This window comes from Aquidulcibacter paucihalophilus (genome assembly GCF_002105465.1).
Classification (GTDB): domain Bacteria; phylum Pseudomonadota; class Alphaproteobacteria; order Caulobacterales; family Aquidulcibacteraceae; genus Aquidulcibacter; species Aquidulcibacter paucihalophilus.
Genome location: NZ_NCSQ01000172.1, coordinates 11,211 through 32,863, shown reverse-complemented (window position 1 = coordinate 32,863; position 21,653 = coordinate 11,211). Strand labels below are relative to the sequence as shown.

18 protein-coding genes are annotated in these 21,653 nt (G+C 53.2%); 11 read left to right on the top strand and 7 right to left on the bottom strand.

Annotation, left to right across the window (positions count from 1 at the left end; genetic code table 11):
* Positions 1-52 precede the first annotated feature (52 nt).
* From trbE to B7364_RS17945, 10 genes are all read left to right on the top strand, one after another.
* Positions 53-2,563, top strand: coding sequence for a conjugal transfer protein TrbE (gene trbE / locus B7364_RS16040; RefSeq protein ID WP_085341060.1), 2,511 nt, complete (start codon positions 53-55; stop codon positions 2,561-2,563).
* Positions 2,550-3,299, top strand: a complete 750-nt coding sequence (locus B7364_RS16035; RefSeq protein WP_085341059.1) for a hypothetical protein — start codon at positions 2,550-2,552, stop codon at positions 3,297-3,299. Before trbE ends, B7364_RS16035 begins: the two co-directional genes overlap by 14 nt.
* Before the next feature lie 37 nt (positions 3,300-3,336).
* Positions 3,337-4,845 (top strand): P-type conjugative transfer protein TrbL, encoded by a 1,509-nt coding sequence (trbL, locus tag B7364_RS16030; protein ID WP_232780932.1) that lies wholly within the window; start codon positions 3,337-3,339, stop codon positions 4,843-4,845.
* 2 nt (positions 4,846-4,847) lie between these two features.
* Positions 4,848-5,543 (top strand): conjugal transfer protein TrbF, encoded by a 696-nt coding sequence (trbF, locus tag B7364_RS16025; RefSeq protein ID WP_085341058.1) that lies wholly within the window; start codon positions 4,848-4,850, stop codon positions 5,541-5,543.
* Positions 5,522-6,529 carry a P-type conjugative transfer protein TrbG gene (gene trbG, locus B7364_RS16020; protein WP_085341057.1) on the top strand — a complete coding sequence of 336 codons (1,008 nt, stop codon included), beginning with the start codon at positions 5,522-5,524 and terminating at the stop codon, positions 6,527-6,529. The genes trbF and trbG overlap by 22 nt, the downstream gene beginning before the upstream one ends.
* Positions 6,526-7,770 (top strand): TrbI/VirB10 family protein, encoded by a 1,245-nt coding sequence (locus B7364_RS16015; protein WP_085341056.1) that lies wholly within the window; start codon positions 6,526-6,528, stop codon positions 7,768-7,770. The genes trbG and B7364_RS16015 overlap by 4 nt, the downstream gene beginning before the upstream one ends.
* Positions 7,767-8,273, top strand: coding sequence for a S26 family signal peptidase (locus B7364_RS16010; protein WP_085341055.1), 507 nt, complete (start codon positions 7,767-7,769; stop codon positions 8,271-8,273). Before B7364_RS16015 ends, B7364_RS16010 begins: the two co-directional genes overlap by 4 nt.
* A complete protein-coding gene (locus B7364_RS18285; RefSeq protein ID WP_085341054.1) occupies positions 8,267-8,980 on the top strand; it encodes a lytic transglycosylase domain-containing protein in 714 nt (237 codons plus the stop codon). The genes B7364_RS16010 and B7364_RS18285 overlap by 7 nt, the downstream gene beginning before the upstream one ends.
* A gap of 3 nt (positions 8,981-8,983) precedes the next feature.
* Positions 8,984-9,475 (top strand): helix-turn-helix transcriptional regulator, encoded by a 492-nt coding sequence (locus tag B7364_RS16000; protein ID WP_085341053.1) that lies wholly within the window; start codon positions 8,984-8,986, stop codon positions 9,473-9,475.
* Positions 9,476-9,972: 497 nt separating this feature from the next.
* Entirely contained in the window at positions 9,973-10,152 is a 180-nt protein-coding gene (locus B7364_RS17945) for a hypothetical protein (protein WP_157893756.1), read from the top strand.
* A gap of 33 nt (positions 10,153-10,185) precedes the next feature.
* Here the strand turns inward: B7364_RS17945 and B7364_RS15995 are convergent, their stop codons facing one another.
* From B7364_RS15995 to B7364_RS15985, 3 genes are all read right to left on the bottom strand, one after another.
* Positions 10,186-10,542, bottom strand: a complete 357-nt coding sequence (locus B7364_RS15995) for a hypothetical protein (protein ID WP_085341052.1) — start codon at positions 10,540-10,542, stop codon at positions 10,186-10,188.
* 23 nt (positions 10,543-10,565) lie between these two features.
* Positions 10,566-11,864 (bottom strand): S8 family peptidase, encoded by a 1,299-nt coding sequence (locus B7364_RS15990; protein WP_085341051.1) that lies wholly within the window; start codon positions 11,862-11,864, stop codon positions 10,566-10,568.
* A gap of 147 nt (positions 11,865-12,011) precedes the next feature.
* On the bottom strand, positions 12,012-13,286 hold the full coding sequence (locus tag B7364_RS15985; protein WP_085341050.1) for a hypothetical protein: 1,275 nt from the start codon (positions 13,284-13,286) through the stop codon (positions 12,012-12,014).
* A 146-nt stretch (positions 13,287-13,432) separates the two neighbouring features.
* Here B7364_RS15985 and B7364_RS15980 point away from each other — a divergent pair, with 146 nt between their 5' ends.
* Complete coding sequence (locus B7364_RS15980) at positions 13,433-14,086, top strand: Crp/Fnr family transcriptional regulator (protein WP_085341049.1); 654 nt, start codon at positions 13,433-13,435, stop codon at positions 14,084-14,086.
* Here the strand turns inward: B7364_RS15980 and B7364_RS15975 are convergent.
* The 4 genes from B7364_RS15975 to B7364_RS15960 all read right to left on the bottom strand — a co-directional run bounded on the left by B7364_RS15975 (position 14,083) and on the right by B7364_RS15960 (position 21,405).
* Positions 14,083-15,582 carry a tetratricopeptide repeat-containing protein gene (locus B7364_RS15975; protein WP_332835092.1) on the bottom strand — a complete coding sequence of 500 codons (1,500 nt, stop codon included), beginning with the start codon at positions 15,580-15,582 and terminating at the stop codon, positions 14,083-14,085. The genes B7364_RS15980 and B7364_RS15975 overlap by 4 nt on opposite strands.
* A gap of 16 nt (positions 15,583-15,598) precedes the next feature.
* Positions 15,599-16,225 (bottom strand): hypothetical protein, encoded by a 627-nt coding sequence (locus tag B7364_RS15970; RefSeq protein ID WP_085341047.1) that lies wholly within the window; start codon positions 16,223-16,225, stop codon positions 15,599-15,601.
* Positions 16,226-16,228: 3 nt separating this feature from the next.
* Complete coding sequence (locus B7364_RS15965) at positions 16,229-17,779, bottom strand: toll/interleukin-1 receptor domain-containing protein (protein WP_085341046.1); 1,551 nt, start codon at positions 17,777-17,779, stop codon at positions 16,229-16,231.
* A 305-nt stretch (positions 17,780-18,084) separates the two neighbouring features.
* Positions 18,085-21,405 (bottom strand): hypothetical protein, encoded by a 3,321-nt coding sequence (locus B7364_RS15960; protein WP_157893754.1) that lies wholly within the window; start codon positions 21,403-21,405, stop codon positions 18,085-18,087.
* Positions 21,406-21,653: the final 248 nt, after the last annotated feature.

Here is a 21,653-nt window from a genome sequence, read left to right as displayed (position 1 = left end):
CCTGCAATTCTAACCAAAACTGGGGGCCAAAGCCGCCCGGGAGTGAGAAGTCATGCGCTTTCTGGATGAATATCGGAAAAAGCCGATCAGCCTTGCTGACCATTTGCCATGGGCTGCACTCGTGGCCCCCGGCGTCATCCTGAACAAGGATGGCAGTTTTAGTGCTTGTGTGCGCTTTCGCGGCCCTGATCTTGAAAGCTCGACGCCAGAAGAATTGATGGCGGTTCGAGCGCGCCTCAATAATATGTTGAAGCGCCTTGGCACTGGCTGGTGCCTGCATCTGGAAGCCCGTCGAAGGGCTGCAGACCCTTACCCGCATTCTGAAATTGCCACACCAATTGCCTGGCTGGTTGATCACGAACGACGGACTTTATTTGATGAAGCTGGCAATTCGTTCGAAACCGATCATGTCGCGACCCTGACTTGGCTCCCACCTCCCGATGAAGCGCGCCGCGCACAGAGCTTTCTCTTCGAGAACCGCACCACCAATGCCGCTCGCGATTGGCGCGAGACGCTGGCTTTATTCGAGCGCGAGATCGGTATTCTCGTGGATCTGATGGCCGATGCACTGCCTGAAGCGCGACTGATGACAGATGAAGAGACCCTCACCTATTTGCATTCAACAATTTCAACCAAAGACCATTCCATCGCGGTTCCGGAAACCCCGGTATTTCTAGACGCGCAATTAGCCGATACCGCCCTTCAAGGCGGCATCGCACCCAAACTCGGCAGCCAACATCTGCGCGTTGTTGGCGTGCGCTCGTTTCCCGCAAAGACATTGCCTGGCCTCCTCGACGCGCTTGGCCAATTGCCGTTTGCCTATCGCTGGGTTGCCCGGTGGATTGCACTCGATAAGGCCGGTGCGGAGACCGAGCTCCTGAGATTACGCAAGCGCTGGTTTGCCAAGCGCAAAGGTATTGGCACGCTGATGCGCGAGGCCATCACAAAAGAAGATGTGCCGCTGGTTGATAGTGATGCGACTGCCAAAACGGACGAATGCGATGGGGCACTGGAAGCACTCGGTGCGGAGGTCTGCGCTTTTGGTTATCTGACCCTGACCGTTACGGTGACGGACAGGCTTGAAATTAGAGCGATTGATAAGGCACGCATGATTGAGGCAAGCCTCAATGCGCAGGGTTTTGTCGCTGCAACAGAAGACCTCAATGCGGTTGAAGCCTGGCTGGGAAGCTTGCCCGGCGAACCTTATGCCGATGTGCGTCGGCCTATGATCTCGACGCTCAACCTCTGTGACCTCTTGCCCATTTCGGCGGTTTGGGCAGGGCCGCCAGAAGACAGTCATCTCGCCACGCCGCCTTTGTTGATCGCCGAGACCTCAGGCGCAACCCCATTCAGACTGAGCCTTCATGTCGGTGATGTTGGCCATACGACGATCGCTGGCCCGACTGGAGCTGGTAAATCAGCGCTCCTTTCCTTTATGGCGCTTCAATGGCTCCGCTACCCAGAGGCCAAAGTTATCTTCTTCGATAAGGGCAGGTCAGCACGTGCTGTCACCCATGCTGCCGGGGGCCGCTGGCATGGCCTTGGTCCTGTCAGCCAATTTGCCCTTCAGCCCCTTGCCCGCATTGATGAGACTAACGAGCGGGCATGGGCTGCTGATTGGATCGCGGAGACGGTTGCAGCAGCAGGCATCCAGATCACACCCAAGCACCGGGAAGAAATTTGGGCGGCGCTTGGATCGCTGGCACAATCCCCCAAGTCACAGCGCACATTGTCGATCTTTCAAGCGCTTTGCCAAATGCGCGATGTCAGTGCAGCCCTTGAGCCCTTCACGCTCAAAGGGCCACATGGGGCACTCCTTGATGCCGACCAAGCACCAACAGGTTTAAGCTTCTTCGAGACTTTTGAAACCGAAGATTTGATGGCGACACCTTCGGCTGTCGGTCCAGTCCTCACGGCTCTGTTCCATGAAATCGAACGCGGCTTTGACGGAAGCCCAACTATGCTTGTCCTCGACGAAGCCTGGCTATTTCTGGGCGAAACAGGTTTTGCCGCGAAGATCCGGGAATGGCTCAAGACTTTGCGCAAGAAGAATGTGGCGGTCGTCTTTGCTACTCAAAGCCTTGATGACATCGTACGCTCGCCCATTGCGACAACTTTGATTGAAAGCTGTCCGACCCAGATCTTCTTACCAAATCCGCGCGCCTTGGAGCCCGCCAGCGCTGACCTCTACCGTCTGTTCGGCCTCAATAAGCGACAGCTCGAACTCCTGGCCTATGCCGCACCAAAGCGATCTTATTATGTGCGCCAACCCCGTGGCCGGCGCATGTTTGATCTCAAACTATCTGGTGCCGCTTTGGCGGTCTGCGGGGCTTCAAGCCCTGAAGACCAAAAGCTGATCGAGCACATCCTCGTCAGCCTGCCCACCACTTCTGACGAGACCGCCTTTGCAAGAGCGTTTCTCGCTGCGAAGGGCCTGAACGGGGTTGATCCGCTCTTTGATGCCCTCTTGGACGAGGCCCGACCGGCCAATGACCAGAGCCTGCCTCTATCCAATGATTTTGCCGCCAATCAGTCAGGAGGAATAATCCATGCCGCATCGTAACTTTAAGGCACGCCTTTTTGGGGCTGCTACCGCGTTTGCCTTCCTCCTGACCGGTGCTTCCTTCATGGCACCGGGACCTGTTGCCGCGATGGTCGTTTATGATCCGACCAATCATATTCAAAATGTGCTGACCGCTGCTCGCGCACTTGAACAAATCCGGGTCCAGACCGAGCAATTGACGGCGCAGATTCGCTCGCTTGCCAAAAGCCCTTATGACCATTCGGCCGAAATTGGTGAGGCGATGCGGGCCTTGAACGAACTCAACGGCCAAGCTCGCGGCTTGGCTTCAACTGTGCGCGGCCTCGATCGCCAGTTTGAGGATTTGTACCCGACAAATCAGGCTGCCCGAACCGCCATGGAGCGATTTGAAGCAGCTTCTCGAAGGATCGAGATCTCCCGCCAAACCGCCCAGGATTTAGCGCGCACGGCTGCCACGCTGGAAGAAGGTCGAGGGGCCAGAAGCCAAAGAATGGCTGGCGCGATTTCCGCTTCCCGTGCTGCTGAAGGCGAAACCGGGGCCATTCAATCATCTGTCCAGGCGCTTGGGGTTTTGTCCGAGCAGCTGGAAGGCTTGCAGGCCTTGATGGCGGCCCAATCGCGATTGGCGGCTCAGGAGGCCGCCACGCGCGCTGCCGAACGCCAACAAGCCATCGACGGCCATCGCCGCAACTGGACCCGCCCCGCAGCCAAACCCGCCCCGCCCAAATTCAACCCTTTGCCCAATGCCCGCAACTAGCAGGCGCGAGCAAGCAGAACTGTGATTGGAGCTTTCCGTGGCCGTATCCTCTGAAACCACCAATGATCTGATGGCCGTGTTCTCGAACACGGTGACAGCGGGCTTTGGCCAGCTAGTCGGTCCGGTCAATGGCATATTCGGTCTGATGATTGCTCTGGTCGTCGCCCTAACCGGCATTCAATGGGCGGTATCATCCAATCGCGATGCGCTTGCCGGGGCCTTCTCCAAAATCCTGCTGATCGGCACTTTCGCTTACATCATCAACGACTGGCAAGGCCTGTCCGAGACGATCTTTGCGGGCTTCCTCCAACTAGGACTGACTGCAGGCGGCGGCTCGATATCCTCAGCGGACTTCTTGAACCCTGGGGCAGTGATCGAGACCGGCTGGCAGATTGTCAAAGCCTTGGGTGACTCGCCCACAACAACTGAAGACCCGCTCGATGTGATCGGCAATCTGATCGATGCGATCATCATCGGCATCTCCATGTTGGGTATCATGATCGCCTTTGCGGTCCTTGCGCTCCAGATCATCGTGACCCTGCTTGAGTTCAAGATCGTCACGCTTGGCGGCTTTATACTTCTGCCCTTCGGCATTTTGTCGAAGACAGCCTTTATGGCCGAGCGGCCACTTGGTTATGTGGTTTCTTCGGGCCTGAAAGTCTTGGCACTCGCCATCGTCATATCCGGTGCACAGGCCGTGTTTGCCCAACTCACCCCAAGTCCCGAGCCTGATATTTATGAAGCAATGACGATCCTGACGGCGGCAATCATTCTTGCCATGCTTTCGCTCTTTGCCCCCAATCTGGCCGCAGCCCTTGTGTCGGGTGGCCCTGCCCTTGGAGCCGGCGCACTCGCTGTCGGCGGGCTCGCTGTTGGCGGTGCTGCTGGTATGGCAGCGGCTGGCGTTGCGGCAGCAGGAGCAGCTGCTGCGGGTGCAGCAAGCGGAGCAGGATCACAAATCGCCTCGTCAGCCCGGGCAGCAGCTGGAGCGGGCGCAGGGCGTCCACCACAAAATCCTGGCGGTGGCTCAAACGGTTCTAGTCCGGCCGGATCTGGTCCTAAGGGCGGCGCAGCCAACAGCGCGGGTAATTTGGCAAGCTCATCATCGAGTAATTCAGGTAATGGCGGCTCGGCTTCATCCTTTTGGGGTAAGAATTCAGGTCAAGAAGCGCCAAATTCTGGTAGTGGCGACGCGGCATACCCCAAAAGGGGTAAAAACCTACCGGTGAGTTCTGCTGGGTCATCTAAAGGATCAGCCCAAGCATCTCCTTCACCTGAAGGCGCGACAAGTTCCGATCAAGGTTCAGTCCCAAGCCAAACTTCATCCAGCTTTGCATCTCAAACGGGCACTGGAAGCGCGAGATCAGGCGCTCAGTCATCCAATAGCCCAACGCGCTATCACCGATTTCCAGCGCATACTCCGCAAAGTCATGCGGGAAGGTCCAAGGCCTTAAGCGCTTATTTTGCCGCCAATACGGCGCGCCAGCTTCTACCTGCCAACGAAAACTCGGGCTCCTTAAGCCCATCCATCCGTGAGGAGGACTAATCATGCATGCTTTCTTCAAGCCTAAGCCAGTCGGTAATCAGGCTCTGTCTGCGACGCCAATAGCCACGCCCTATCAGCGGGCAGGCCAGGTTTGGGATGACCGCATGGGTCTCACGCTCGCACATGCCCGCAACTGGCGGAATATGGCCTTTGGAACGCTTATCTTTGCGGGCTTCTTAGGCGCTGGCTGGTGGGTTCAAGCCCAACGCTCGGTCGTCAAACCTTTCATTGTGGAGGTTTCAAGCTGGGGCCAGACGCAAAAGATCACTGCCCTTGATCAGACTTATCGACCCAATGAAGCCCAAGTCTCTTTTGCGCTGTCGCGCTGGATCGCTGATGTACGCGGAAGAAGCGTCGATCCGGTCCTGATCCGTCAGAACTTCATGCGAGCCTATGATTTTACTACACCCAAGTCTGCCGCGTATCTCAATGCCTGGGCTCAAGAACATGACCCGTTCGCCAATGCAGGCCGCGAGGCCATCGCGGTCAGTATTCTCAATGTTGTCGCGCGTTCTGAGAAGACGTTCGACATTCAGTGGCGGGAAGAGAAATTCACCAATGGCATGAGCGGCGGAGCTGAACGCTGGCGCGCGCTTGTCACCGTGCGCTTCGAGCCACCGCGCTCTGAAGCCGAGCTTATGAAAAATCCACTTGGCATCAAAATCGAGGACATCTCATGGACACTCGACGCTCAATAATCATGGGCAAAGCCACGGCTTATGCTAGCGGCCTTGCTCTGCTTCTGACCCTGTCCGTGCCGCTGGCTATACCAAGCGATGCAGGTGCCAAAGCACGCTCAAGCGAAGCTCATAGCCATTCGCGCGCCCATAGCCCCAAAAAGGCCAGGAGCTCAAAGCGACGTCCCCAAGCCCGAACAGCTCCCATCACGGTTCAAACTCAAGCAGCCCGCACGCCCAAAGTAGGTCCAGCCGCCATTCGGGCTGCTAATGCCGAAGCCTTGGCACCCTCGCGAGCCGATGGTTTTGTGAATGCCGCTCAAGTTTTTGGCTATGAGCCAGGCCGTGTCTATGAAGTCTGGACGGCACCGATGCGCATAACGGCGCTTAGTCTGGAGCCCGGCGAGAAGATCATCAGCAAGGCAGCTGGTGATACAGAGCGCTGGATGATTGGTGATACGACATCTGGTGAAGCCGAGACCGTCCAAACCCATCTTCTCATCAAACCATATCGGGCGGGCCTTGCCACCAATATGGTCGTGACCACAAACCGGCGCGTTTACCTGCTCGCGCTTAAAGCATCAGGCGAGAGCGAAGCCTTTAATGCGGCAGTGTCCTGGACCCATCCACTGCCACGGGCCCCCACAAGCCAAGTGGCAGTGGAGCCTGCCGAGATAGATCCAAAGCCCGCAACACCAGCACCAATTCTCAAAGCCCATGGTCCTGAAGCCTATCGGATCCGGACAGGTTGGCGGAAGCCCGAGTGGACGCCGGTTTCGGTCCATAATGACGGTCGGCAGACCTTCATCACCTTTCCAGAGAGCCTTAGCACGACAGAGGCCCCGCCGCTCTTTGTCATGAATGAGAAAGGTGAGGCTCAACTCGTCAATTGGCGCAAGCAAGGTAATTCCTATGTCGTCGACCGCCTCTTCCAAAAAGCCGAGCTGCGCCTTGGCGGAGAGCGGCCCCAGATTGTGAAAATCGAGCGCAGAGGAGATCGGTCATGAGCGAAAATTTAGAGCTCCCTTTGTTGAACCCCGTGGATCGGGCTGCAGCAACCCCACCGTTGCAAGGTGGCCAAGCGCCGCTCAATACCCGGGTGGACGAGCCAAAGCCCGTCAAGATCAGACTAGCTGCGGTGATGTCTATCTTGGGCGGTGCTGCGACCATCATGTGTGGGGCAGTGATTTTTGTCTTTGTCCTGGAACCCTTCTTGCAGGTGGATGCGCGTGCAAAAGCCCGAGAAGAAAGCAAGCAGACACCCACTGGCTCGGTTAAACCCGCCGATGTGCTGAGCAATCATCCCGTCACCTATGCCGATCTGACCAAGGCAGGTACCAGCCCGCCAATTGAAGACGCTGAAATAGCGCCAGACATTCATCCGATTACTGATGCAGGTCCTGCCCATCCATCGCGTGTGATTGTTGATAGAGCACCATCTGAAAGCCGATATCGTCCATCAAACGGGCCATCACGAACAGGCTCCGCGTCCAACTCAGGATCAAATGAAGCTGACCTCGCGCGAAAGTCAGGCTTGTTTTTTGGCGAGCCTGTTTCTCGCGCCGTCATCAGCGCGGCTTCAGCCCCGATGCCTCCTGCCCGAGCTGATCAGCCAAGCGTTGCACGAAAGTCGGATTATCAGGACGTCTATGGCGATCGCGCCATGCTCGCTCCCGTTTCGCCCTACGAACTGAAGGCGGGGACAGTGATCCCGGCAGCCCTTCTGACGGCCATAGATACACAGCGTGAAGGCCGCGTTGTTGCCTTTGTGACCGAGAACGTATTTGATACGGTCTCAGGCCAATATTTGCTTATACCGCAAGGAGCGCGACTGCTGGGCCGGTTTGATGGAGATCAGACCTATGGCGAGCGCCGCGCCTTTCTAGTCTGGGAACGGATTATCTTCGCCGATGGGCGCTCCCTAATCCTCAATAAAGAACCAGGTGTGGATAGCGCTGGGGCTGGCGGTGTAACGGGACGAGTTGATCGGCGTTTGAGTCAATTGGTGATTGCTGCGCTCTTTTCCGGTGCGATCACCACATTGGGGGAAGCGGCAAGACGTGACGGTGATGGCAAGTCCAGCTCCTTTATGGGCGATGCTGGCGATGCCGCTTCGATCGAGGCTGCCCGAGTTGGCGGCCGCCTGATTGACCGAGAGCTTGAAGTCAAACCGACCATTCGTATTGCTCAAGGATCCAGAGTTCAGGTGCTCCTGACCCGCGATCTGATTTTGGAGCCTGCGCCATGAACACAAGTCCTCTCCTTATGATTGTGCTCGTCCAAAGCTTGTTTGTTGCGAACGCAGCTTCGCCCCAGCTCAAGACGAAACCGCCCGTGATCCTAAACGAGACCCCCTCGATGGCCGAAGGTGCCTATTTGCGTGTGGGCGACGTCGCTGATCTCAAAAGTGGTGACATCATCGCGATGCCAATGAATAGCGCAGCCCGGAATTATCTGGGCAATAAGCTTGGCTATCCAAAAGATACGATGCTGATCAAGCGGGTGGCGGGGCTCTCCGGCGATCTTGTTTGTCGGCACAACAGGGTAGTTACAATCAACAAAAGAACCTTGGCTGCTGCTCGTTCTGATCGGCAAGGCAATCTTCTTCAGGCCTGGAATGGCTGCCGCACCTTATCCACCAGCGAGGTCTTTATACTTGGCGACCATCCAGCAAGCTTTGACAGTCGTTATATTGGTCCAGTCTCGCGGAGTGAATTGGCTGGCATCTATCGGGCGGCTATCACATGGTAGTCCGCTTCTTTGTCCCGCTTATTCTGGCCGGGAGCCTGGCTCTCGCTACGCTGACACCAAGCTTTGCGCTGGCCGAGCCAGTCGATTGGGCAACATCTGGGGGAACTCTTTTTGCGAGTTCGGGTCTGGAAAATCGGCAGCGATTGGTTGACCCGACAGATCCAGGCACCGCTCCAGTGCCGCCGGCTGCCGGTTACTCGCACCCTCCAAGGAAAACAAATTCCCCGAATAATCCGTCTACTGATGATTATAGAGATATACGACTTTTGCCGTCCAACCAGCCTCTTGATCGACTGATTACGCGGATCGCAAACGAGACAGGTTTGGATCCGAAGCTCCTTCATGCGCTCGTCATCATTGAAAGCGCCTACGATAGCCGCGCCATAAGTCCGGTCGGAGCACAAGGGCTGACACAATTGATGCCAGAAACTGCCGCGGAGCTTGGCGTGCGCGATGCTTTTGATAGCGAAGAAAACCTGCGCGCAGGCGCTCGTTACCTTGCCATCCAGATCGGCCGGTTCAGCGACATAAGATTGGCGCTGGCCGCCTATAATTCGGGTCCAAATCGTGTGGCCCGTTTGGGCCGGGTCCCCGATATCAACGAAACCCAAAACTATGTCCGCGACGGCATAGATTGCTATCTCGCCCTGACAGCAGGACGCGGGATCCGCAATCGAAGGCAATGTCGTGCGGGCAACGGGAGATAAACCATGGCAAAACGAAAGCCCGATGCAAGCCTTGCTGGCCAACTTGATATGTTTGGCGATTGGCAGGCACCTGAGCCGCCATCACAGAACACGGTCGTGATTAATGAACTGCCGCCCAGCCTCATTGTGAAGCCAGCAAACTTAGAGCCCATTGCGCAGATCAACGCAGCGAGCCGAAGCGTGCCCGCCAATGACCTAATTGCGCCCGAAGAATCGAAGTCGCCTCGCCGTCCAGGACGGCCTTCGGCGCATAGACGCGAGATCGTACATCATGGACGCGCGTTAGGCGATCTCGACGCAAGGGCGTTGTTGCGAGCGCCGGAACTCGCAGAACTCCTGGGCCTGACCATGTCTACCCTGGCAAAGCTACGTTGCTCTGGAAAAGGCCCGCCATTTTACAAATTGACCAATCAAACGGTCGGCTACCACCAGGATGAAGTGATGGAATGGCTTGCAAAGCGGCGTCGGGTTTCAACTTGGACACAAGATGGCTAACTGGGCATCCCTAAGGTGGCATGCCCAGGGCACAAGTATGGTCGAAGTAGCTAATTTAGGAAAGGCCATTTCTGGCGCAGCGCAATTTTTATCTGTTCAAACTCGCAGGGATGTAACTGCAAGTCACTCAGGCAGCGGCATTCAAAATAGCCCACGATCGATATCAAAAGGAGAACGCGCGATCTAGCAAATTGGGGCTTGGTGTTCAGCCTTTAACCCTAGAACTGAATTGTCCAATAGTGAAGATGAGGCGGTCTCTTTTCGGTCAAACCGGTTATGCTCACGGCTTCTTTGGTGGACGTTGTATTGATCCTGTAAGCGCAAAGGGCTTTAATTGAGCAGTAAACCCAACATCAGTCATTCCGGAAGTTAGTTAGAACGCTAACTTCCCAAAAGTTGAAGAATTGGTAATGAACGCTTGTGCTGAAGACTTATCTTTAATAGTGTAAAAGTTAAATGCACCTGTAAAGCGCCTTACGATTGGAGGGTTTAAAGCTATGAGCAGTGACAAGCCAAATCCAGAAAGAGAAACAAGCTACTTTAGCAAAATGGAGGCTAGTTACGGTATTCACATTAGTAAAAGAGGGGAAATTGAGTTCGAGTCCGAAGCAGTTTCCCACTCCATTGGAAACGACGGCAAACTTGTGATGTCACCAGTTGGGAAATTGATTTCATGAGATGTTGATTATCGAACGAAAGCATCAACTGCGTTACTTGCGGTTTTCGTCGATTGGTTTGAACATCACTTCTCCGGCTGCAAGGTTTCCTGGCAAGAGGCCGGTAAATCCTACTTTTGTCATAAGCTCTCGCAACACTTTTACGGGAGCTACTGCACTAATTGAATGCGACAGCTTACGAGCCTTCCCGACTGATATCATCTCTGCAGAAAAGCCATTGCGTATAGCGCTAGACTCCAGCGCCATACGCACAAACTCTGAGAGTCCATTGGCATCAACAGTTGGGTCCAAGAAAATCTGAACGGGAACCGGCTGACCCGGCTCCGAGCCAGATGCCAGCCGATTCAGCACCGCTTCGATCTCTCCGTCCAGCTTAGGATGTTTGACCATGACTGCAGTCTAACGAAAGGACTTCATGGAGCCAAGTCCAATCGTTGTTGGAGCAGTGCTAGCGCACGAGAGCCATCTGGAATTCCCCTATTTGCCCGCTGTGGGCTCATTCCGCCGACAAGCTGGGCCGCGTCTTGGATGGCCGCTTCCAAATCATTGGCTGATGCGCCCGGTACCGCCGATAGCAGCAGCGCGGCCAGCCCAGCGATGTGTGGCGTTGCCATTGATGTTCCGTCCAGCCTTGCATAGTTCCCGCCTGGAATACAGGAGATGATGTTTGCGCCTGGCGCAACAATATCAGGAACCATGCGTGGAGGATTAAGGAATCGTTGGCTGCCGGAGAATCCCGCCACATTGTCCCCGGAATCGCTGGCTCCGACTGACAAGAGATTCGAATAGTTTCCAGGATAGCGGCTGGTTCCTGGGCCTTCATTTCCGACAGCGAACACTGGCAAAACGTTACGGCGACGCAGAGCGTTGATAAGAGGTTGGAAGACTTGGCTTTGCCCTGGCAAGCCCAATGAAGCGCTTACGATTTGTGCTCCTTTGTCTACGCTCCATTCGATTCCACCAAGAATACGGTCGAGTACGTTGCCGCCTTCAATTACCATCGCACTGGCAATTTTCGCTTCCGGAGCAACGCCGAAGGCTCCAAATGTTCCTTGGCGGCCAGCTATGGTTCCAGCTGTATGTGTTCCATGATCGTCGGAGTCCCATGCCTCCTTCTCTGGCATTTCTTCGCCATTGAGGTCGAACTCAACGAAGTGTTGGATGGCCCCCTGCAGCGCAGGGTGGCGACCATCCACGCCAGTATCGACATGGCCGACCAGGACCCCCTGCCCACGAAATCCCATTGCCCAAAGCGCCGGCGCGCCAATTCGCTGCACACCCCAACTGATACCGTTCGGCGCTACATCTGCGCGCGCGCGGACCGGGCGGATCAAGTTCGGCATTTCCGCTCGGAAGACTCGGCCGACAGAGGCAGCTTGCCCCAATCCTGCCAACCCGGCTGCGTCTACGTATCCAAGAGCTAGCCCGAGATTGGGGAATATCCTTACTCTTGGCGGCCCCACCAATTGCTCGGCGTTTGCGATATGTTTTAGGCCCACCTTAGCATGAAAAGACAGGCCATCCGCCAACTCGGAAGTCAGCACAGTGCCTGGCGGGCGCCCGCCGGTGACAGACGGATCGAGGAACATATCTGCCATGCTCGTTTGCATTTCCGCGGCGGCGGCCTTGGTCATGCCAACATTAACTGCCAGTTCAACTAAAACTTGAGCATAGCCATCCTGATGAATTATGCGCATCAATTCTTCGTCCATTTTTCACTCCTTGTTCAGTTGAGATTTGAAAGACATGCGGGTTTGTGCTGCCAACGAAGCGTTGGAATTGACCGCATTGAGGTGGTTCGCCACGTCACATATTCCGTCGGAGGGGTAGCGAAGCAGCGCAACTCATTGGTTGAGCGCCTATTCGTCCTTTTTCACTTCGGCGATGATCAGCTCTCGAAGGGCCTTCTCTTGGGTGCGCAGATCGATCTCGCGGTTGATTGCGTTGAGCCTTGCGCTGCGCAACTCCACGGCTCCGTCAGCCACCGCACTGGTGACATCAGCGAGCGCTTGAGCACCGCCCTTATTGGTGTATCCAATTGAGCTAAGAGCACCTGCTTCGCTAAAGCTGGCGCTTACTGCGCGTGTACCAAATAATCCACTGTTGCCGAAAGGGACTTCGACTAACTGTCCCAATTGCGGTATCATCACTGCTAGCGTTTGCTTTGTGGCCTCATAACGCTGTTGGGCCAAGGCCGTTTCGATGGCATCTAGTTTGGTCCCCGCGTCGAAAGCTGCGGCCGGCTCTATCGCGACGTTGGCAGCCACCAGACGGCGAAAGACAAGGCTCTGCGCCGGTTTCTTTGAAACCTCTTTAGGTGGTGCCTTCAGGCCGCCCGAACCAGTGACGCTAAACTGTGTCAATTGACCGTAGCCGGCTTCCCGTAGCGCTTTGTCCAAATTGAACGTCGGGGCTGGGATGAACCAGACGCTTAGATCACCAGATTCGGCAGTCGCTGCGTAGCTTAGGCTTGTCGATGAAGGAGCCCATTTTACGGGCTCACCTGCAACCGTGAGCCGGGCATCAATCGCCGCAATCAATGCTTCGGTCTTGCCAATCTCTGCGGCAAGCGCTTCGGTAAGGCGCGTGTTGGCGACACTGTGCTTTAGGGAGTCGAGCCTTCCTTGAGCCGCTTCCTTGGCTGACAGGGCATCCTTCACCCATTTATGACACACCCAGTTATTAGCCTGAGTGGCAGTCGCAGCTGCAGTAGGCGCTGCTCCCGAAGCGGCGGCTATTCCTGTACCGGTTGAAGCTGCCGCCGCGACGGAAGCCACCTTGATCGCAGCAACAATAAGTGGCCCCCCTTGCCCCTCTGAACCACCGTTGAAGCTCTTAAGGGTGCCGTTCGGATGGAATTCAAGTTCAACTTGGCGATCGACGAAAAGTGAGCCTGAAGCGTTAACCTTTACAGTTTCGCCGGGGCCGTAAACCGGAACAATACCTGTTACGATATCCATAGCGAACCCACGACCGGCATCGTCGGGACACTTGGTAATCATATGGCTGACCGCAAAGCCAACGGCTGCTTTTGGGATGCGATATTCAAGGACTACTTCACCAGCATATGCCGGTGCGGCCCATCCAAAGTTTGAGGTTGCCAACAAAGCGGTTAGCAAATTTGATTTGCGCATGTCTATTGCTCCAGATTATGTTAACGAATGTATCGAAAATCTTCCCATCCGCATGGTCAATGCCTGAGGCAAGCTTGCCATCCTGCGTTGCTTGCAGCATGTGACCGCCATCACGCATCTTTGATCTTTCGCTGCGAGGTCTGAGTATGGAGCGCACCGAAAGATTGGCCGCGCTGGAATTATTCTTCGAATGCAGCGCGGCAGAGGCAGAAATGCTCAATGACGCCATGTCATTTGCTGTTTACCGTCATAAGAGTGTTTTGATGCACCAAGGTGATCCATGTGCAAAAGCCTGGATCGTACTTGATGGGCTGGCGCAAATGCATGTGATTGGAAGTGACGGCCAGACTCAGCTGCTTGCAGCACATGGCCCAGGGGAACTCTTTGGCGCATTGTTAAGTGAAAGCATTGTGGTTTCAGACATAATTGCGCAAAACCAGCTAACAGTCTTAGAAGCATCTACCGCCAAGTTGCGGTTGCTAGTAGACGAACAGGTTAGAATTAGTAGTGGCCTGGCTAGAATCTTGGCCCGCCAATACAACGCAATGCTTGATCGAATGGCTGCGCGCGTCACACTGACCGCAATAGGGCGCGTTTATGCTGAATTGTTGAATGAAGCAGCAAATGGAAGCACCATTTCGCCACCGCCAGTGGTTGCTGCTTTGGGGTTGAAGGCCCAGACTACTCGCGAAACTGCATCACGAGCGATCAATGCCCTTGTTCGTCGTGGCATTGTAAGTCGTGACTCTCAAAAGCTTGTGATAAACTCTCGATCATTATTGGAGGACTTGGTTGTCTAAAACTTAGACAAGCTCCAGACAGGCTCAACACCCCACTGGGTTCCTATTTCCCCAAGTTCGTTGATTGCTCCGCTCCATCTTTGCAAAGTCAGAACAAAGGCACTGCTGCTATCTGTAGCAACAGTCCCGGGCATTGAAGCGTTTGCAAGCACCTTGGCTCGATCACGCAGCATTTTAGGCGGATCAATCGGGTCGAAGATTGCATAAAGCATCGAAATGCGGGCAGCTTTATCGATGCCGGCCAGTTGTATTGCCAAATCTCCAGCTTTTACAACTTGGTCACAGGCTAGCCAGCAACCGGATTCCTCTGAGACTAATGTCAGGTCAGGGTCTATATATGGCGAGACCTTTGTCAGGCTTGCATTACTGAACCATACCAGCGCCATGAGTTTTTGGCGGCTGTATAGGTCTTCATTCTGGCTCAGAATTTTTCGATCGCGGCTGCCATTAATGATCTCTAGTCTTCGATCGGATTGCTGCCATGCGGCTAATTGTGGCCTCAGCCCTTCTGCCGGGGCAACGATCGTTAAGCCAATCGCTTGGCTTTGAAATACTTGTGCATTGCGTACGGTACAACCCATTGCGACCTGATCGGCATGTTCGATCGCCAGTTTTAAGGGCGACACATCGGTTCCAACAATCGTAACACTTGTGGCTTGATCAAGTGCAGATTCGAACAATGGAACCCAATTCTCCCCATATGCGCGAACTGATGTTTCACGAAATTGGTCCACCGGCAAAGGCAGAACAACATGCATTTCCGCAAATGGAGAAGCCGAATTGCGGTATTCAAGAAATTCATGCGCGAACAACAAATCGGCCCCAGCCGCTAAAGCACCATAGACAAACCCGGGGCGCTCTGAGGCTAGGAATTGCCTAATGGATTCCTTAACATTCCCACCGTCAAATGCCATTCCAACAATGCCACTGAAGTGGACACTTGGTGGCGGTCGAAAATCATCGAGCCAGCTGATATCTTGTTTTAAGTGAGATTGAATTAGACCAAATTGGCCAATAGTCGCGGCCTGATCCTCCCAGGCTTCCGGGTGTGTCGTCACAGCTAGCTTCAACGCTGCACGAGCTTCAGCTTCCCTGCCCAGTAGGAGGAGAGCCTCCGCTCGGGTAGCCTCGCGCCAATAGGGTGTTTCACCCTCGTTTGGATCAGCATCAAGTAAGTTTAGCACCTCTTGTGCCAAGTCCGCAGATCCGGAGCGTTGGTTAGCAAGCAACCTCAAACTTGCCGCATTGATGAGTGGGTAGCTTGAACGTTCAAGTGCTGCTGCTTTGCAATAAAGATCCGCAGACAAGGAGAAGAGATGCACGCGTTCGTCCTCAGCCAAGCGCTTAGCTCGATCTTTTACAAGCCTTGCTTGAAGGGTAAGTGCACGGCTATCTATCGTGGAATCAAGCAGACCATGCTGCTCCATCAGCGACCAAGCCCGATCAAGAGAACCTGATCGGGCAAGGCGAAGGATATAACTTTTGAGTCCGGTCACCAACGGCTGCTTCCTATTAAAGCTCAACCAGAATGGAACTTGCAGCGCGTGGAGGATGAATCCCTCCATGAGTGAAGATGCCTATAACATCTTTTGTTCCAGAAACGTTGCTAGAATGCGGTTCGGGAACCTTAAACACTGGCGATATGCCATCGTTTGAATCAACGAAATCAAACATTACCGGAAAACTAATGCAATCATTGCCGAGCTTGGCGCTGCGGATATTTGCTTTTATGCCCGTAAGATCCAACGTAAATGAGCATATGGTATAATCCCCATGTTGATCTTGGTGGCGACCAGCATTTTGAATTATGCTATCTAACCCCGGACGCGCAATTTCCAAAAGATCTTTTAGAGCGGCAGCACGAAACGAGGTTAATTGGTTACCTTGTAGTCGGTCCGGCAATTTTACAAAGACCAAGGTTTCCCCGTTACCTTTGAACTTCATATCAAGTCCGTCCAGTTTTTCAGAGTCGGGGTAACGGTCCCAACTTGAAACGTCGGAGGTTACTGCTTTCAGGGCATCTGCGATCGTAGCATTTTTGCGCAGATAGATATCGCTATAGGCAGCAAATCCATCCTCTGGCTGGTCAATTACGAAGAGGTAAATGCTCGAAAAGGTCTTGTTTTCATCTGTATCCACAACTCACTCCTGCAGGCTATGTTGATAGTTCTTCACATGCTGCTTCCAAGCTTCATGTTCAGGGTCAAGTGCTGTTAGGTCGCGGCCAATTGATAGCGCGATTTTCAGCATTGAGCGACGCTTTGCCAGATCCTCGAACCTGGACAAGTAGCCGTAGGTTTCCATCCGCTGGGCCTTGATCTTTCGGTTAAGTGGGTTCTCGAGGGCCAATTGATCTGTAAGAGCAAGTGCATCTCGACGGGCGTTTGCGGCCGCGTCGATTTTACCAACTTGTTGCAGGGCAACGCTGAGCCAAGTCAAGTTGAAGACCAAATCGTATGCAGACCGCGATGGCAGATCATCGTCGCGAACCAACACCTTGCCAAGCTCCACAGCAATTTTGCATTTTTCAACCGTTTCTTTTGCCACTCTCTGGTTCAAGGCATCCATTGCACATAGATTTCCAGCGACGAGCGCGGTTGCACGGCGGCGCTTCAGATCCTCGCCTTTCCAGGTTTTCAAAGCTGATAACATCAGCCAACTTTCTTCGAAACCAGCCTGCGCCTTACTATTGTTCCCTTCTGCTTGCGCAAGAACCGACAAGCTATTGAGGCTTACAGCATGATCAAACATGCGTTCTTGATTGGTAGGATCCTCTACAAGGAGCCGCTTTGTAGTTCTAACCCGCTCTTCAAAATTTCGCCTGGCCAAAGGAAAATCCTGACGGTTCATAGCGTCTTCGCCAAGCCTGCCAATTGCAAGTGCACGACGTGCCAAGCTATCAGGGCTCAAGTCCTCAAAACTTTCCTGGTTTTCGTAGTACGCCAAGGCCCGTTTGTTGACTTTGGTCAGCACAGCGACCCCCGCGACGCCATTCAAATCTTCGCGCAGGTCATTCAAGAGATAGTCAACCAATCCCTCGGCTTCGTCCCGTTGAACCCGTGCCTCATTACGTGCTTGGAGTGCGATAGTTGTCATAATCACCATTGCTACTGTAACTACCGATACCAGCCCCGTGACTGCCATCACGCTTCGCATTTGACGTTGAGCGTTTCTCTGGATCAACGCATCAAGCGGTACTCCGGCAATCCCGGCGACGACCTTCAGGAACCCCAGGTCTGGTCCATCACCATTTTTACGAAGGTCAGCAGCTAGCGGCTCCGAGTTCGCTCGCAGACAGACCGGGAACGATTCATCTGGTTCGCCGTATAGCAGTGCAGCCAATACTGGTCGGTTGGGGTGCAACTCGCGAAACAAATTGATTTCATATTGCACCCAGCGAGAGTTCTTGGCCGAAGGCGAGCATAGAACTAAGAGTGATCGGGACAAAGCCAGTGCTTGCTTTACGCTTGCAGTAAGGTCTTCGGCTGCAGGCAAATCTTCGCGGTCCCGAAAGATGGGTCCAAGCGAACCATCTTTGTTTGAATTTACGGAATCTTTGAGCAACCGCTTTGGTAGTCGATAAGATTCGAGCTTTTTGTGAAAGCGGCCGGCTGCAGCCTTATCTGTATGACTGTAACTCACGAAGGCACCAAATGTTGCCAAATTATAACTTGATCCGAGTGTGCCACTCATGATTTTGCCTCTACGCCCTCAGCAAGCTTTGCATTGGCAAGACCAGAATTGCAAACCCAAAATAGTGGTTAAAGTTACTAAGTGAATTGATCAGAGGGATTCAGACTTGCCGAAACTGAACGCTTAACCCTCAAAGCCACATCAATCCGGATTCAAGGAAGCCCTGTTAGGTCGAAGGCTGAGATCAGTTACTTCGGAAGTGTTAAACGCAGCAATTTACACCGTTTCAGCTGATTAAACCGCTGATTTTTTATGTTTCTCTTTTGCTGCTATCTTGGGTCCAAAAAGCAGTCGAAAGGGGTCGATTAGGCATCATCGATTGAGTGCTCCATTCTTTGAGAGATAGCAAACCAAAGCGGAATTGAGGCGGGGTCTTGAGACCTGCATCTTAGGACCGAAAGATCATAGTTGATCAAGTCATCAACCCAAGTGCCTGCCAATTCGAGATGCCCAGGTTGAATGCTCTTTAGCTTTTTATGCCATTTTAGCCGCTCTAGCGCGACCCTCATCCGCTCACGAGCTGTCTGACCAAGAGACAAGACGATGCTGTCAGCCTCCGCAAGGTAATGAAGTGCTTGCCGCCATTCACTTGTTCTGCCGGTTAAGCGAAGTATTGTTGCACGCAGTATCAAGAGATTGGCACGCTCGCGAGGAAACCTAAGCAAACACATTGCTAGATGATTCGAGAGTCTTAAGGCAAAGATTAGCAACAGGTCTTCATTGGTTTCAAACTGTGATAAAGCCACAGCCCGGTCGGGCAACGTCAAAAGCGTACGAAGTTTGAGTGCCACTCTAATTGCCACTCTAGAGCCATGTCCATTTGCGAACTTGCTCCCGATTGAAGGATTTGCACGCTGTTGTCTTCGCCAAGCGAAATCCGCTACGAGAAAAAATCCCAGCGCGCGTAAAAATCCGAAGACTCGATCATTTTGGTTGAGATTACCAGAGGTGGCCTGCTTTAGAGCCAAGTCAGCCAGATTGGCGTTCAACTCGCCCGCTCTAAGAAGAGCATCAATGACAACCTCAAGCCTCGCAATCAAAGGCGGACCCGCCTCACCGAGCGCTTCGTCAATTTCCGGTGCCATTGATGTTTCCAATTCGGCAAGCGTGGGCAGTCGACGAGCCTCGCAATGCAGAAGTAACCGTTTAGTGAGCTGTTGGCTTAAGTTAAAAAGCCGCGACCAAATTTTTTCCAGTTGGATGTCTGTAGCAAGCTCTGAGATTTGATCCGGCCAATACTGAATATCCAGTATATTGTTTCCTGGGTCTCTGTAGTCATTGGCCAGCAACAGAATATCGAGCTGCCGCTTAAAGACGGCAAAGCTGATTGGTTGTCGCTTACACGATGTGTCGGAGGTTACACCTCTTAACCCTTGAGTGCCCATCCGGGTCAACGCCAGATCTAGTTTGTTACTCATCCAAAGGGCATGAAGAATTGATGCATCGTATTGATCGCGCTGGACATCGCCATCCTCCCAGATGCTTTCCACCATTGAGCCATTAAGAAAGACATGCTCGGCAGATACCCCCCACAATAGCCATGGCTTGTCACATGCGCTCAACAGTGCGAGCTTTAACTCATCGAGCGCGAAAGTCCGCGTGAGGTTCCAGCTTGGTGGCGCTTCCAGAAGCTGCACAATCAAAACGTGATATATGAATTTCCATAACGATCTTCCATCAAAATCAGAGCAACCGAAATCGGCTCGCAAGGCAGTTGCAAAAGCCGTTCGATACTGAAGAACATTTACACTTCCACGATAATCTTCGCCAAAATCCACAGGAATAGATTGAACGCCGTGGTAAACTGCACTTAGGACACGTCGCCATGGGCGTATTGAGTCTCCGCCGAAGCGAGCGGACATCTGAATTGCATCATCAAGTTGAACCAGACATTGATCAAAGAGGAGCCTTTGTATCAAATGGAAATATTGCTGTTGAGATTGATCACCGCGAAAGATAAGGCGATCACAGAACCACTCTTGTACAGCTTTTCGTATCTGCGACGAAAGAAAAGCAATTGCAACTGGGGCATTTTCTTGGGGATCAAGTCCAGCCACTTGGTCAGGACGATATTCCCCAATTATGTTCCGTGCTCTGCCTAGAGCTAATGTTAAGTCGTTCTCTGTTAGGCACTTTAATGCTCGAAAACCCAGGCAGATACAATCTTCGAGAGCGACAGCCTGCAAACGGCTAACAATCGACAAGAGTGTCGTGCGCCTTAGACCATCGGGCACAAGCGACACAACTAACATAACGGCAAGTAGCTTGGGGTTTGAATATTCAAGATAGCTGCAGATATTTGAGATCAGAACTTTATTGGGGTTCGTCACGTCTTGAATGCGTAGGGGGTCCCATCCCGCCCACGACTTCGGCACTGGATGAGTTTGACTTATCTCTGAGCAAATCCAATCCACAAGATAGTGGAGGTCGCTTTGTGGACGATATTTCTGAAGAAAGCTTCGGACAACATCAATAGTCGAAGACGGATTGTTTAAACCTTGGCAGGCTAGGATCTCTTCCCACCTCGCGACCGGCAAAGGCACTGGGACACAGATGGGTTCGGTGGGCCAACCAGGCTTGATCTCTGCCATGAGAGACCAATCAAGCGCCCGGTTGGTCGTGATTATTATTTGATTCTCTGCAAAGCGGTCGAAATCAAGAAACGCGGTATCCTCAAGCCGACGTCCAACCGGTGGTTCAAGAAGTCGTATCACAAGCGACCTTATATAATCATCACGGCAATGGGCAGCTAATGTCGGCTGAAATCGACTTTCAAACTCTTCATAGCCATGAAAAACGATAATCCTTGGGGTATGGGCTAAGTTGCGTCGAATTTCCTCAATAACTTGGAAAATATTCTCGTTAGCATTGACAGGCTTGGCTTCCTCAACCGCATCTATCCCATGCGCGGCAAAAGCGCTCAACTTTCCAAGAATCTCATCAAACGTAAGCGCATGCGAAAAGCGCTTTGGATCGCGCACATCCCCAACTGGCACAAGTGGAAGAACCAAAATCTGCCGATCATCGCCTAGTGCTTGCCATTTCGGAATCGAAGCAGCGATCGCTTCCAAGCCATGTCGCATTTCTTGTCCGTGGACGCAAATCAATGGGGCAGGTCTTCCGTTGCGTTCAATAAGCGACTGCACTTGTTCCTTCATTAAGCTTCTACTGTGGTCCTCAATAAACGGGGCAGCATGGCGCATAAATGGCTGTTCCTGCTTGCCCTCTAGGTAACAATATAGTTGTTCAATTGCCTTCGGTCCGCTCCATGCCTTTTCAAGTGCTGAGGAGGCGATCCCGCCCCCTCTTCCGCCAGAATTTGCACCTTTGAACTGAAGCGCGTCCAGAAATTCGTCCTGCAGCTGTATCAAACTCTGCCTAACTCTCTGCATTGGATTGTTAGTCTTGGAGTCTAGATCGAACAGTTTTGAAATATGAACGAACTGTTTATTGCGGCGTCTTTTGTAGCTCTCGCTAGTAGACGTCATTTCATTAGTGCGCGCCGTCAAAAGGAAATCGTCAATCACCGTCAGGACTAGACGATCTGAAAGGCGCAATGAACTGGGAATTTTGTCGACCTCCGGCAAGGCTAGAACATCTTCCAGAATCCAAGAACTTCGATACATGCCGGTGTCCGCACTGGTCTGGTCGTCCAAGCCGGATGAGCTTGAAACTCCAAACATTCCTATGATGTCGGCAAGTCGTTCCTTTTGGAGCCTTTTCGACCTTCTCCAAACACCTGAAAGCGCTGCGGAATGCCATAGATGCATGGTCGCCCAGAGTCTTTCTAATGCATCTCGCCGTCTGTACGCCGCCATCTGCCAGCCATCCCTAAAGGTCAAAAAAAATGAGCCTATCTTCGATACAAAAGCCG